This window comes from Turicibacter sanguinis, assembly GCF_013046825.1.
Lineage (GTDB): Bacteria > Bacillota_I > Bacilli_A > MOL361 > Turicibacteraceae > Turicibacter > Turicibacter sanguinis.
On sequence record NZ_CP053187.1, the window covers coordinates 629,262 to 645,204 of the forward strand.

The window sequence follows — 15,943 nt, forward strand, 5'->3', positions numbered from 1 at the left end:
ACTATTTGAATTGTATTTTTGTAATAAAAAGCTACACATATTGTGTAGCTTTTTGTTTTTTTATTAGAACAAGTCTGGAAGATATGAATTAGGGTCTGGAGTTATTATGACCTCTTCATTTACACGTATAACAACATCCTCATTTGTTGCTCCAACTTGTAGAGTATTGGTTAAATAATTTATATCTTCATTTGCAACTAATCCCGTATAGTAAATTAACACTTTAACATCCGAATTCGTATTTTCTGGTAAAGTAATATGATACGCTTGTTCAACTTGAGTAACCATTGCACCCACAAAAGGTTTTATAGTTAAGGCACCTGAACTAGTATCTTTCTCTAATTTATAAATTTTTATTGAGTCTTTTTTAAAATTATTTAATTTATTACTAACTGTTAATATGGCATCGTTATTTCTGTGTTTTGTCGTATAAGTCGCTGCAAAATTCACTAGTGTATTTCCAGTCACTTGCTTCGGATTCTGATATATTGAAGGTTCTATTACAATTTGGTTATTAGATTGAGACTTAAACAAACCATGTACTAAGTCAAATCTTACTTGATTCAATTCAAAGCTTAATTTTTCAATATTTTCAGTATAAGATACAGATGCTGGATGCAAAGTCTCCCAATTAACCAATGATTCAGTTAAAGATTGTAATATATAATCATCTTCTGATAATGTATCCGGTTTAATTATTTTCACGAAATAATCTCCACTTGATACAGCATCAAAAATAACATTATTTGAATTCGTAACTCTTTGAGTTGTTAATATATTTTTATTACTATCTAGAAGTTGAATTGCAACTTCATAATCATTAAATAAAGTAGCTACGTTAGAGCTAAATTCAACAATAATCTGCCCACGTTTAACATTAAGAACTGCTGTTTTGGTATCGGGGGTTTCTGGTAATTCCACACAAGATTGACTATTAATGTTTAAACAGTATGAATAATTAGCTGATACATTTACCGCTTTATTGTTATCAGTTTGAATATCCGTATGGTTATTAACTATAAATTTGAACGTTTTATTTAAAGTTTCATTTTGACCAATATTAAAATTAAAGCTAGTTAATCCAACACTCGATGACTGTAATGAAATTAAAGAAGAAATAGGAGTTAATAAACTGAAGATTCCATCCTTAGCACTATCACCATTCGCCTTAATATTTGCTGTCACTACCGCCTCATCACCAATTAAATATCCTATCTTATCAGCCGTAAAAGAAACATCTAGCAATGCTTGATTCGTTAGTTGAATTACCAATTCAGCTGCTTGAGAACTTGCATGATGTTCATCAGTTGCAACAACTTTAATTTTTATTTGATCAAAGTTAGTCAATTTATTTTTAATATCAAACTCGACGTCTACACCTACTCCATTAACTCGAACAAATTCTGAATCTTTTTGTTCTAAAATTGATGTATCAGAACAGATGTTATTTGTGCATCCAAATACCTCAATTGATAACTTCATTTGATCTAAATCCATATCGTAAGGAATAACACTAAAGCTTAAATCACCTTGATGTTTTGAAATAACTGTACTCTTACTAATATTAACAAGTTCCACTGTTGGCGCATGATTAGCTCCACGTTCTGCCTTAATGATCGTATTAACAAATAATTTCATTTCTAAATCTGGATAAGGAGCATTTTCGCGTTTATTTTCTCCTGTACCGGAGAAAGTAATATTGTTTCGTGAATACGTATAGTAATTATTTCTAACATCGTATGGATTCATCCTACTATCAGATGACCCATATAACGTATACCAAGGGATAACTGCCTCATCCTCTAAATTTAATTGTAAATACTGTGCATGTGTCGTTCTGATTCTCAGTGTATTACCTGTTGTAATTAAATTAAAAGGATACTCAGTTATCAATGCAGCATTGGTTTCATAAATATTAGAAGCCTTCGAAACATTTCCCATACTCCCCGTATCTGCCCATACAGATGCAGACCCTGAATACTTACTCAAACTAGTAATCGATGGTTTATCGGGATCAAATGGAATATTACTTCCATCTAAATCTTTTAATGCCGTGTATACTCCATTACTTCCCAAACCATACCGTGATTGCCCTGAAATTCCTCTAAATAAATTAAGCATCGAATTTTTAGAATTCTCTATATTAGTATCTCTTTGATAAAACAGTGTGTCATGTGTCAACATTAAGCCTTGACCTGTTTCAACAAAGTCATAGATATTTTGAACACCTGCATCGTTAATTCCAAAAGTAGGACCACATCCTGTATAACAATCTCCAAAACCAAGAATTAACATATCATAATAACCATTTAATTCTTTAATCCCTACTTCAAATAATGACAAATTAGCTGTTTTATTCATAATCTGATTATATCTAGAAACACTTATAGTCGTAACTTCGATATTATAATCTTTTAAAGCAACATCATCTAATAAGGTTTGAAATTTAGGATTTCTACTCAAATCTAGCACTTCATATCTTCCGTTATTATCTAAATTACCATTTTCATCTGCTGACTCGTAATTAGACTGCGGAATAAGATGCAATACATTAATTTCTTTTTTAGGTCTATCTGGTAAACGATGAAAATTCATATCTCCTGTTACATATGTTTTGATTGGGTTTTTTGAATCCCCTTTAGTCACTTCTAATTTCCAACTTAATAATCCTAAAAAATCAGGATGAATATTATAGTGCAAAATTAAATCATTCAATGGTGTCTTTAAATTGTCACGTGATACAGCGACTTCATCATCAGAATATAATCCGTCGCCATTTAAATCTAAATATAAATTTATCGAAACATCTTCAGTTAAAATCTCTTCTACACTATTATTTAATGATGTTGCGCTAACAATCATCTTTCGTGTTCGATTAGCAGCAACTCCATCAGCTACATCAAGATTAGAAGATGTGATATCGGAAGCTGTTGCATCAGTTACCTGTAACAATAATTGCTTTTGTTGTACTAAAACATTGTCCTTGTAATATTGAACAATTCTCTCAATTGATAATTCAGACACTGAAGTTGTTCTTATTAAATTAGTACCTGATACGTCTACAAAATTTCGATACAATTTAGTGTCACTAATACTAGTTTCAAAAATATTTTTATCAATATAAACTAATTGGCCAGAGTCAATAAAATCAATAATTTCCTGTGCTTTGCGATTTGTAATATCATTTTCTTCAAATGATTCCGTTCTTGTAAAATTATAATCTTGATATTTAGTTTGCTTATTCAAGTCTGTTCCCCAATTTTTATTAACAATTCTTCCAAGCACAACAATATCATATTTACCATTTATCTTTTCGACTGTTCCAATAAATTCTGGCATTGTGATTCTTGTAATCTCTACTTTTTCACCATTGATAGTTAACTCTTCCGTCCCAGTTGTTAGCCCCTTTTTCGATCCTAATTGAAAATAATCAGCTGGTTCAATCTCAAGAATTTTAATACTATCATTCGTATAAGTTTCTCCAATATAGACACTAGGTGTCTCTATATTAATGTTTGGAACTTTATTTCCATTGAAATCATTATATACAAAATAATTACTTTCAGAAGAATCAGGATTATTAAATGTAATAGTTCCTGTACTCTGACTATTTACTCTCACTGTAAATTTAACCTCTATCGGTTTAGCTTCATAATTATAAGTCCCATCACTATTCTGACTTTTCTGTAGATACTCAATTTGAGGAACATTAATTTTATATGTTGTGCCACTCACATGTTCCAATCCACTTACGTGTGAGAATTTACTACCTAAGTCGAAATTCAAAGTTGAATTAATATTATTCTGAATACTCGCTCCGTTTATTCTATCCTTTATTGTTGTTCCATAAGTATTATTAATTTCATTCCCATCATTTTTCCCCACAATATAATTATCTTTTGTAGAGCTCATTTTGTTAAACCATTCATATAACACTTTATAATCTGTCTCAACTGTATTATTTGAACTATTGACAGCTAAAACTACAACATTGTATTGGCTAAAATTTAAATTAGGCAATGAATCTGTAGGATTTCCCATCGTAACTATTACAATATGATTACTATAACCATTACTCAATGAATCAAAAAATTTCGAAGCAGTAGATAGAGCACTCCCTAACTTTCTTTCATTAGAGTTACTAGATTTTAACCCACGAATAAAATTATGTATTTGATCATACCATCCATTCGGATGGATAGGGTCATCTACTTTTAATTCTACAGTATCGCTATAAGGTATAATAGCAAATTTCCCCTTATTACTCTTGAAATGATTAGCTATCATATTGTCTAAAGCATTCATCATATAACTATCTAAATATTTATTGTCTTTTGAAACATCAAATAAAATAGCAATATTTTTATCTTCTGTATTAGAAAAATTAGATTGAGAAAATGATTCAGGTGTTATCTGATAAGTTACTTCGATTTCATCACCGTGCTTAGCACTAACTATACTTTCTGATACTAATTCAACATTTATAAGTGGAGTTATATTACTAGATAAAGTTTCTGCTAGTTCATTAATTTGAAGTTCATCATTCTCCACTGTATTTTCTTCTAATACCTGTTCATCTATGCCACCTTCATTGGATTCCGAAATAATTTCTTCTATTCCAACTTTTACATCTTCTGTTATTGTTGTTTCTAATTGAGCTGCTAAAGCAATGAGCGGTTCTAAAACTCCTGTTCCCAATAATAAAGAAGCCACTAATATTAAATTTAAATACTTTGTTAAACTAGGGGTTTTTCTACATTTCATTTATTCATCTCCCCACTCTCCGTCATTTAATATTTCGAAATATAATTTGATTTTCAATCGCTAAACTCTCCGTATTTTTACCACTTTTCATACTTAATTCAATTTGATATTTCATAATTGTTCCTTTAACCTCAACACTCATACCATTAACATAATTTGATAATACTCTCTCTTTTAATGTGACTTGCTCCTCATTGCTTCCAATCTCAATCATTTTATAAACTAAGCTCTTTTCATTTAATTCAAATAAATGAATATTACTCTCCGTCAAAGAATCCTGTAAAATCAATTGATCTGATTCATTTGATACCACTCCACTACATTCAAGCGCAACCTTCGATAATTGTTCTTGGATCATTTGTGCATCCAACTGTAATTCAGACTTCATATCTACCTTGGATAAAATATTTGAATTTGAGGTAAATACAATCGTCACCGTTGCCATAATAATACCTAAAATCGCCATTGTCATAACTAATTCAATAAGGGTAATTCCCTTCTTTTTCATCTTCATCTTCATCTTTACACCACTACTTCACAAGTTCCCAACGACCTTTAGAAATAATCGCTGTTGCACTATAATCTGGAGTCTCTGTTGATTCAATAGACGTCGAAACTTTTCCAGAATCAATAAATAATCCATTAAATAACTCTGCATTTGTTGCTAAAATATTTTTCATAAATACTTCATCATATTTTAAATTCACCTTTGAATTTGCTTGTTTTATATCTAAATGTCCACCAACTATAAGGTTTCCAGTTAATTCAACATCTCCCTGGACTTCAACATCACCTTTCGTCACTAAAAATAAATAATTGTCTTTTATCTGTTGTCGCTCACTACTACCAATTTGAACATAAACTTGTCCAGCATGTTTACTAATTATAACCTTTAGATTTTTATCGCCATTTAATACGATAGTTCCAATATCTGTTTGAGTAACTGGCGTTTCAAATCCTTTAGCAGTCCAAATAATCTGATTCGCAACCGTACGTTTTAAAATATTAGAATCAGTTACTCCTCCCATATCATAAACACTCAATTTATAATCCTTTTCTTTAGCAACTCGAATTAATTCACCTACTTCAGTTTGGCCTGTTGTTCCTTGAACTCCATTCACTGATACAATAGCACCTGCTGAATAAAGATTAGTAGGCAGTTTAATTCCACCCGCATCCATTGTTAATAAATTACCTTCAGAAACTTTAACAAAATAGTCACTTTTCGATACACCTTCAGGTAAGCTTTCTACTAGCATCAAAGGATTATAATAACGGAATGTTAATTCTGAAGCATACTCTTCAACAACTTGGGTATACGCTAAATAATTAGGCTTAATGGCAACAGACTCACCTGTCTGATATTTATTTCCACTCGAATCCGCTACATCAATAAACGCTAATCCACCAATATAAGCTTCATCTGTAATTTCAACTGATGCGCCTTCCGCATTGACCAAAATACTACTCGACTCCTTGGATAATTGCTGTGTCTTATCTAAAGGAATATCCTGATCCGTAACATTCTTATTTGAAAATCCATAAAATTTATCTATCACAACACTTGAAGCTTTCGTGAAATTAGGACTCCCGTTGATTGTTAAATCATTTGATAACACCACATCATACTTCGTATCATTCTTCCCAATTACCTCTAATCTCACATCATCTGATGTAGCGGCTACATTTTTTCTACCAATATAAATATTACGTCCATAAACATTTCCATTTAATAAAACAATTGCTTTATCATATATCGCTAATGTTTCATCCGTTGCCAATACACCATTCAACGTAAAATCTGCTTTATCAATCAAAATACCATTACTATATTTTTCATACGTCACATCATTGACAATAGTTGAACAATTCTCTAATTGATTAACACAACGATTTCCACCAACCCAAACATCCCCAGTCACATCAAGTTTTACTTTACTCGTATCATTTCCTGCTATGGTTAGATTTCCATCAACAGTCAAAGCTTTTCCATTAAAAACAGGATATATATCAACTAAATATTGAGTATAATTCGGAATATGGAATTCAAATATTCTTGAGACTTTCCTCTCATTAACACTCATTTGAGTGTTATCTTCATCAGATTTAAATATTGACGTTACTTTTACTTTGAATTTTGTTTGATTTGTGACTAAATCGGTCATTATCTGACCTGATTCATCTAAAAGTTCCACTTCAATCTTTATTTCTTTATCCTTGGGATTAAAATCTGAACTTTTAAATGTTAGCTGTGAAACATCATTTACAATCGGATAAACTAAATTTGTTAATAAATAGGATACTAAACCATCTTCAACATATTGATTAGGTTCATGTTTATAACCCCTATCAAACAAAGCCTTGAAATACGTACTCTTAAATAGCACATTTAAATCAACGGGATCAGTTGAACGATTATTGGATTCAGTTGCTAATCTAGCGTTCGTTACTTCTATCGCCTCATTAATTGCATAATCTGATGCTTTTAATAAAATATCATATGCAATTTCAAGTCCCGACTCAGCTCCATAAAGATTCTCAACACGATAACTCTCATTTACTCGAGACTTATAATCCATCATCGTTGTCGTAACTGCCGTTCCACCAACAATCATTAAAAACATCATAAAAATCATAACTGTAATTAAACTTGAACCTTTCCTTTTCAACCTCTAACCCCCTTACTTATTCAAACTTTAATGGTACTACTCGAGTTCCTTTAAATAATAAATCTGTTGAATCAGGTTTATACACCTTTAGCTGTACTTCAAATAAATCTAATGAATCTGTAGCCTGTGGGGGAATAATATTCCCATTATTATCGTCACCACTTTCATCACCTTCAGAAATACTAAATTTGCAAACTGCTTCTCCTTCTAACACCTGAATATCAACCTTACCAACTGCCTCAATCTTATCTTCAGTTATCTGAATATGTCCACCGGCATCCTTATTACTAATACATCCATATATCGCTAAATCACTACTATTATTAATCTTGACTTTACTCAGCCCATGACTTTGATTATTATTATGAAATTCAATTAAAAGATTTCCAATCGTCAAAGTTCCTTCTAAATATTTAGATTCTCGATTATTGGATATTAACACTTTTCGATTTCCATCAATCGTAATAATTAACTCATCTTTATCTTGTTTATCAATCTTACTTTCTTGCTTGTTCTTTATTTGACCCATAATATTTTTATTTTCTACTAAGATAAACAATTCTTTCTCTGGCGTAGAGGCATTCGTCTCTATTAAAAGACGATTACCTTGTTCTATACCTAAATCATTAAAATCAATATCAATATAAAACTCTTGTAACGCTACTTCCTTAATACAATACTGACTTCCTTCACAAGAGTCTGATTCTAAAATTTCAACATCACTTTTGCCAAATAACTGATTCACGCCAACTACTAATTTATCAACACTTGCTAACTCTTCTAAAATACTTTGTCCCAGTAACGTTGCCTGTTGCTTCACTTCAGACTTCTTATTCATCTTAATACTCGAATTAACAAATCCCGAAACTGGTATAGCTAACAACGAAAAAATAGCTAAACTAATGACAACTTCAATCAAAGTCAATCCTTTATTTTTCCCTTTATATGTACAGATAGACTGTAGGATTTTTCCTACAGTCTTTCGCCTTTTTAGTTGTGATTCTTGATTTTGCATCTCCATCCCTACTTGTTATTTATATTTACTGCCCCATCTTTTAAAATCGTCACACGTGGGGTTACCGTATCATCATTCTTAATTTCAACATCTACTGTTTTATCTGTTTGATTTAAAATTTTAACTGCTACTCCTGAATTATCTGATAACGTCACACGCTCTTCACTTAAAATTTGAAGATTAATCGTATTACCCGGTGTAAACTCAACACCTTTAGATAACTCAATCGGATAAGATTGATCACCTAAAAAATACTTATAATAATAAGTCTCACCTTCTTGTGAAAACTGAATCTCAACACTTTCAACCTCTGAAGAATCCGAGAATAAATAAGACTGACGCGTTTCATCATTCGCTTGACCTACCGTAACACTCGGCATATCCGATGCACTTGAACGAACAACCATCATTAGATCATTTACCCTTATCCCTAAAGAGGCCAACTCTTCAATACTTGTATGATAAGCACCATTTGCTACACCCGTTGAAAACGGCATCTCTTTACCATACGTATTATTTAACGTCCAATCCAAATATGCTTGGTCCTGATTTTGCAACTTCGGTACCCCGTAAAATTCTAAATTAAAGCTTCCCGCTACCTCCGTCTCACTTTGTGGATTCAACGATAAATTCGTAATCACTAAATTGTATTTCCAATTCTGAATCGTATCAATAAACGTTTTAACTACCTCATAACTTCCATTAAACGTCATCGAAACCGTTAAAACCTCGGCACTAGCAGACGACGTTCCTACGTTAGATTCGTTAGATGCATCTTGATTTGCCTCGGTTGAAGAATCTTGTTGACTACCTGATTGCAATCCTTTAATCTCGTCCACCAATGGTTCTAATGAACTCTGTGGCTTCACATACTCGCCCGCCGTCAGTCCTTGTACTGTTTGCGCACTAATCGTTGAAAACGAAAATGTTGCCTTAATTCCTGTCTTTTCAATTATTTCGTCTAACTCTAAAATAATTTTTTCCTGAATGAGCGTCGGATAATAAGCTGATGTCCGCTCGCTAATACTAGCTGTTAGTCCCTTAATTTTTTCCTGTCGTTGTGGCAATGTTGCGATATTTGACATGACTTGATCATAGCGTGCTTGAACTTCCATTAATTGTCCCTCAAGCGTTGCAACTTTCTCTTTTTGAGGTGTTAACACAAATTGATAATAAAGAACAACAACTAAGACACACCCGACCACCATTAATAAATACTTTTCTCTTTGACTAATCTTCATCTTAGTTCACATCCTTTAACGTACAATTTAAACTAAAGCTATACGTATCCGTGCCACCAATTGAGCCGATATACACATCCGCAATAAAATCTAATTGTTTTAAATTATGTTGAACCTCTGCAATCGCCGTGCGTGATGTCGAGGTAGCTGAGATTGTAATATTCGTATTCGTAATACTCAAACTTCCAAACTGAACTTCAGATGGAATCGTCGAACTAATTAAATCTAGCTTCTGAGTCGTGATTAAATCACGTGATTCAATACTGGTTAACAGTGAGGTTAATCCATTATCATACTGCCCCAGTACTTCTGATAACTTAAAGGCAAGGTCTGATTCTTTAATTTGTTCTTGAATGGCAGGATCTAAAAGTTTGCTTTCTAATTCATCAATTTGGTGATTAATGTTTGAAATTTGAACTTGATTATAGGTAAATGTTCCAATTACAAACAAACCGACGACTCCCACTAAAACATAACTGTAAATATTTTGATTTTTCTGTTTATATCGCTCATTTTGATAGGTACTAAAAAAGTTAATATCTCGTCTCATACCACACCCCCTAAAAGCGAATCATTGCACCAAGTGCATTCGCATAATCTCCTAAAACATCCGGAGTTAACGCTTGATTAACATCCGTTAAACTAATATCTTTAAGTTTTGAAACTGGCGTATTCAAACGATTTTCCATATAAGTTTCTAAGCCTTTTAAGTGCGATAAACCACCTAATAGATAAACATGATCAATCGTATTTCCTACTGCTTTATTGCGATAAAACTGTAACACTCGCTCAAGCTCATATAACATTTCATCAATTGATAGAATGATAGCACGCTGTACGAGATTACTACTTCCAATTTCTCTTAAATCAGCTTCTTGCTTTAAAGATACCGCTGATTTTATTGACATATCCGGTAATTGATTTAATTTTTCATCGATGATTGCGCCACCAGATTTAATTAAACGAGTAAATTGAATATTTTCATCCGTAAAAATATTTAAATCAATTGATTGGGCTCCCATATCAACAAAAGCAACCGTACCTTCTGCTGTCGTAACTTGTTCTAATAAATCGCTATAAGTCGCTAACTTACTAATCGCGTTATAACTCACATCTAACGCATAAGGTTTAAATCCTAATTCTTTTAATAAATCATAATAGCTTCTCGCCATTTTTTCAGGGAATGTAATAACATTTAACTTTAAACGCTTCTCCCCCATGACTTCCACTTCACCTAAAATCACATATTGAATTAAATAATCAGACAAATTAATCGGTAAGAACTGTTGAATCTCATAACGAACAACGGTTTCCATCTCATCTGACGCAACCACTGGAATTAATAACTCACGATTAATAATTTGAGTTGAATTTAAACAACCAATCGCATCCTTAGCTTTCACACCATGATCACTTAATGCTTTAGATAAAGCCGTCACTAATAAACTAACATTTACAATACGCCCGTCTTCAATCGCACCTAGTGGCGTTTCAACTGAAAAACAATTCGTCACCTGTAACTGTTCACGAATATAACGACCTTCGACCACCTTAATGCTCTCTGATCCAAAGTCAAATGAAACAACAGGTTTTAGCATTGGCTTAGATTTCTTTTCTTTAACTTTAGTTGGTGCCTTCTTCTTAAATAAATCCTTAATATCCATCTGCGCTAACTCTTTAAAATCAAACTTCTTTTTCTCAGACATAATCTCTCACCCCATATTTCTAAACTTGATATTGATATAAGAAAGTGTAAAGCCGAAGCTTTACACTCTACTATTAAATAAAATTATTATTGTGCGTAACGATCTTTTGGATTAGGATAAATTTCTACAGCATTAGCTGCATCTACAGTAGCCTGGTCTACTGCTACAGTAGCATTATCATCTTCAACTACTAAAATTTTAACTTCACCATTCCCATTTAATCCCACTAAAAATTCTGTTCCTTGATATGTTTTTGGAGCTGAAACGCCTGCTAAATGACTTTCAACTAAATTAATACTTGTTGGTAAATTTTTTAAATCATAGTAAGAGAATGTTTCTCGAGTTGAAGCATCAGCTCCTGTACCATTGTTTGGTAATGTGATAGTTTCTTCGGCAACTAATGAAGTAACAACTGAATAAATTGAACGTGCATTTCCGATATCAGCTGACACATTTGCTTTTTGACGGATTTGTCCGAATGCTGGTACAGCGATTGCCGCTAAAATGGCGATAATTGCGATTACGATAATTAACTCAATTAACGTGAATCCGCGTTTTTTGTTACGTTTGTTCATAGTTTTTTCCTCCCATAATCTCTACTTTTTATATTCCAACCCAAAGTGTGCATGTCATCTTTAGGGATTGGCCTGAATCATTTACATTTGAGTGTACATCTCAAACATTGGAATCATGATAGCTAAAACAATAGCCCCGATAATGATCCCCATGACTACAATAAGTAATGGTTCAATTAAAGCAGTTGTTGCTTGAATTTGTGCCTCTAACTCATCGTCATAAAAATCGGCTGTTTTATTTAGTATTTCATCTAATGCTCCTGTTTCTTCCCCGATATGAATCATAGAAGATAACATCGGTGGAAAAATTCCAGCATCTTTCATCGGACCGCTTAGTCCCTCCCCTTTAACAAGTTCATCTCGAACTGTTAAAAGGGCTTGTTCTGCGACTGTATTTTGAACAACTTCCGAGACAATTTGAATGGATTGCGCTAATGGCATCCCACTCGAAAGCAGTGTTGATAACGTTCTTGTAAACCTTGAAACAATAATTTTTTGATTCAATGGTTTCACAATAGGCAATGCCAATTTTAATTGACTCATTGTGTATTTCCCATGATCCGTACGTGAATACATTCGATATACGAAGCTGATGGCAAATACACTGACAATCAGCACTAAAGCATTGGATGTCATAAAATCACTTGTCCAAAGGAGTGCTTTTGTTAACCAAGGAAGTTCGACTCCCATCTCATTAAACATTTCGATAAATGTGGGCATGACGAATGTTAAAATAACTGTCACAGCTCCTGCTGCTACAATTGCTAGAATCGATGGATATATCATTGCATTTTTAACTTTAGCATTCATCTTATTTTCTTTTTCATAGTACACAGACATACGTAGCAAAATCGTATCCAAATTCCCGCTGACCTCTCCCGATTGAATCATCTTCAGCAGCAATTCTGGAAACTCCTCTTCATGCTTTGACATCGATTCATACAATGACTCTCCGCGCTGCACATCTTCATGAACCTGTGTTAAAGCTTTTTTAAGTTCAGGATGCGTTAACTGTGTTGACAAGATATCCAAACAGTTATCAATCTGAACTCCGGCATCGACCATCGTGTAAAACTGACGACAAAATACCGCAATATCCTTGAGTTTAACTTTCTTTTTAAGACCCAAATTAATATTTGTACTTTCGATGACTTCCTCAATCATTAAAGGGTAATAGCCATTTGACGAAATAATCGCCAATACTTCATCTTTCGACTTCGCTTCATACACACCTTCTACCTTTTCATTCGTAGAAGTTAACGCGCGATACTTAAACTTCGCCACATACTCTCCCCCTAACGTTCAAAGACTGCCACATCCGCCAACTCTTCAAGCGTTGTGATACCATCCATGACTAATATCTTACATTCATCAGCAAGTAATCTCATATGATGCTGAAGTGAAATTTCTCTCAGTACCGTTGCATCTTTGTTTTGAGCAATCGCTTCTCGATGTGCCTTCGTAATCTCCATAATCTCGTAAATTCCTGTACGACCAATATAGCCAGTCTGTTGACAATGACCACATCCCACTCCCTTATATAAAGTCAGTGGTTTTAATGGATCTTCGCATAAGAAGTTCTTTTCGTGTACTGAAGCTTCATAGGCTTCCTTACAATGCGGACAAATCTTCTTAACAAGACGTTGTGCGATAACCCCCGTAATCGAAGATGCTACTAAGTAAGATTCAACTCCCATATCAACTAAACGATTAATCGTTGTTGGGGCATCATTTGTATGAAGTGTACTTAAAACTAAGTGACCTGTAATCGCAGCACGTGTTGCAATTTTCGCTGTTTCTTCATCACGAATCTCACCAATCATGACAATATCAGGGTCCTGACGTAAAATACTTCGAAGACCACTAGCAAACGTTAAACCAGCTTTTGTATTTACATTAACCTGATTTACACCATTTAACGTATACTCGACCGGATCTTCAACCGTGACAATATTTACTTTATCTGTATTTAAATCTTCTAAAATCGTATATAGAGTCGTTGATTTTCCACTTCCTGTTGGACCTGTTACAAGTATGATGCCGTGTGGATTCGATAAAATACGGTCAAGTTTCTCGATATTTTCGCCACTAAGTCCTAGACGTTCTCGACCAAACTGGTATGATGAACGATTTAAAATACGAATTACAATTTTCTCCCCACTTACAACGGGTAAAATCGAAACACGTAAATCAACATCATACTCTCCAATTCGCATCATAATACGACCATCTTGAGGCACACGTTTTTCAGCAATATTGAGACCTGCTAAAATTTTAATACGTGCAACAAGTGGTGCTAATGATTCAATTCCTAGTGTATTAACTAGACGTAAATCACCATCAATACGATAACGAATACGAATCTCATGTTCAAAAGGTTCAATGTGAATATCTGAAGCACGCATTTCAATTGAGTTTCTAAATAAGAAATCAACCATTTTAACAACAGGTGCATTTTTCACATCTTCTAAATCTTCAATATTGGTTGTCATTAAACGAGTTTGTAATGATTCCTTTGTTAAAGCTTCTGCTGCTTTAGAAACTTCTTCACTCGTATAAATAATCTTAATAAATTTAAAAATATCACTTTTTGGGGCAATGTAAACTTCAACTTCAAGGGCTGTTGCAATTGAGATATCGTCAATCGCAAAAATATTTAATGGGTCAGCCATGGCAACTTTAATTTTATGAACATCCATTTCAAATGGAACTAATCCGTATTTCTCACATAAATTTTGAGAAATAGCCTTAATCGCATGTTTATCAAAATCAATATTATTTAAATTGACTTGCTGAATCCCTGTTTGTTCTTCAACTGCCTCAATAATATCAAGTTCTGTTATAATCTTTTGATCAACTAGAATCTCTCCTAGCTTTTTACCCAGAATCTTTTGATTCTTTAAAGCTTCTTGTAACTGAAAATGATTAATCTTTCCAGCTCGAACTAATATATCTCCTAGACGTCTTTTTTCAGCTAACCCCATATCCTTCCTCCACATGTTGCGAAAATGTCAAAAATTACTACAATTATACAATAAAATAACATTTTCTTCAATATTTTACCTTTTTTCCTAAATTAATAAATTAAATTCAGATAAAATTCTATAATATTTTGTCCCATTAACATCGCAATAAAAGATCCCATTACCAGATAGGGACCAAAAGCCATTTCATCTTTCATTCCTTTTAATTTTAAACTTAATAATATCGCCCCAACGATACCACCTAAAACAAATCCCAAAAATAAAGTAATCACCAATCCTTGAGTTCCAAGATATAAGCCAGCTAATGCTGCAATTTCAATATCGCCTTCGCCCATCCCGCGTGTTAAAACTACAATTAATCCAATCACACCAAATCCAATGAATGCACCCATCAAATCATCTACTGGCCATGCTTGGGATTTAAAACTTTCTATCCCCATAAATAATAATCCGCCTAATGCGGTAATTAAAGTTGTTGATCGATACACATAAGTCGTTTTAAAATCAATCAAACCAATCAAAATCATTAAAACTGTAAAAAATAAATATTTATACAAGTCTAACTGTAAACCATATTTTTGATAAAGAGAAATTCCTATACTTCCTATTAATGCAGAAAGTAATAAACTATCTATGATTTCTTTCTGATTAAAATGTATCTTCCAGCTTGCCATCGGTAGCTCTTCGATTAATCCCGTAGCTGCTATTTTTATCATTGGACCTAGGCAAAGACTCATAATTAAAATAATACTGATCATGTCTAACCGTCCTTTTCTCCTTAATTTTAAGCATAAAAAAAAACGGCTCCACAAAAAAGGCAGCCGGTTGTACCAATAACTCCATATGTCCCAGGTACCCAAATACAGGACATATTTCAACATTTCCAACTAAAATAATATCATCTTTTCAAAAAAACATCAATTTTTTTAGAGTATTTCTATCACAACAATTTTTATTCTTTTACAAATTTTTCATTAATAACTAAAACG

At 33.0% G+C, this 15,943-nt stretch carries 11 protein-coding genes and 1 riboswitch; all 11 genes read right to left on the reverse strand.

The annotated features are described in order from the left end of the window. Positions 1–63: 63 nt before the first annotated feature. The 11 genes from HLK68_RS03080 to HLK68_RS03130 all read right to left on the reverse strand — a co-directional run bounded on the left by HLK68_RS03080 (position 64) and on the right by HLK68_RS03130 (position 15,712). Complete coding sequence (locus HLK68_RS03080; protein ID WP_132942586.1) at positions 64–4,764, reverse strand: DUF5057 domain-containing protein; 4,701 nt, start codon at positions 4,762–4,764, stop codon at positions 64–66. 22 nt (positions 4,765–4,786) lie between these two features. After that, complete coding sequence (locus HLK68_RS03085; RefSeq protein ID WP_132942587.1) at positions 4,787–5,284, reverse strand: PilW family protein; 498 nt, start codon at positions 5,282–5,284, stop codon at positions 4,787–4,789. 10 nt (positions 5,285–5,294) lie between these two features. Then, on the reverse strand, positions 5,295–7,433 hold the full coding sequence (locus tag HLK68_RS03090; protein WP_132942588.1) for a pilus assembly PilX N-terminal domain-containing protein: 2,139 nt from the start codon (positions 7,431–7,433) through the stop codon (positions 5,295–5,297). 16 nt (positions 7,434–7,449) lie between these two features. Next, positions 7,450–8,448, reverse strand: coding sequence for a type IV pilus modification PilV family protein (locus HLK68_RS03095; RefSeq protein ID WP_170837661.1), 999 nt, complete (start codon positions 8,446–8,448; stop codon positions 7,450–7,452). Positions 8,449–8,456: 8 nt separating this feature from the next. Further along, a complete protein-coding gene (gspM, locus tag HLK68_RS03100) occupies positions 8,457–9,689 on the reverse strand; it encodes a type II secretion system protein GspM (RefSeq protein ID WP_132942590.1) in 1,233 nt (410 codons plus the stop codon). A 1-nt stretch (position 9,690) separates the two neighbouring features. After that, positions 9,691–10,239, reverse strand: a complete 549-nt coding sequence (locus HLK68_RS03105; protein WP_132942591.1) for a PilN domain-containing protein — start codon at positions 10,237–10,239, stop codon at positions 9,691–9,693. A gap of 10 nt (positions 10,240–10,249) precedes the next feature. After that, a complete protein-coding gene (gene pilM / locus HLK68_RS03110; protein ID WP_132942592.1) occupies positions 10,250–11,395 on the reverse strand; it encodes a type IV pilus assembly protein PilM in 1,146 nt (381 codons plus the stop codon). Between the two features lie 86 nt (positions 11,396–11,481). Further along, a complete protein-coding gene (locus tag HLK68_RS14660; RefSeq protein WP_132942593.1) occupies positions 11,482–11,970 on the reverse strand; it encodes a prepilin-type N-terminal cleavage/methylation domain-containing protein in 489 nt (162 codons plus the stop codon). A gap of 81 nt (positions 11,971–12,051) precedes the next feature. Further along, on the reverse strand, positions 12,052–13,254 hold the full coding sequence (locus HLK68_RS03120; RefSeq protein WP_132942594.1) for a type II secretion system F family protein: 1,203 nt from the start codon (positions 13,252–13,254) through the stop codon (positions 12,052–12,054). Between the two features lie 11 nt (positions 13,255–13,265). After that, the gene (locus HLK68_RS03125) at positions 13,266–14,954 is read right to left on the reverse strand and encodes a GspE/PulE family protein (RefSeq protein WP_132942595.1); all 1,689 of its coding nucleotides are present in this window, start codon (positions 14,952–14,954) and stop codon (positions 13,266–13,268) included. A gap of 92 nt (positions 14,955–15,046) precedes the next feature. Beyond that, a complete protein-coding gene (locus tag HLK68_RS03130) occupies positions 15,047–15,712 on the reverse strand; it encodes a prepilin peptidase (protein ID WP_132942596.1) in 666 nt (221 codons plus the stop codon). A 52-nt stretch (positions 15,713–15,764) separates the two neighbouring features. Further along, a riboswitch (cyclic di-GMP riboswitch) is annotated at positions 15,765–15,848 on the reverse strand. Between the last annotated feature and the right edge of the window lie 95 nt (positions 15,849–15,943).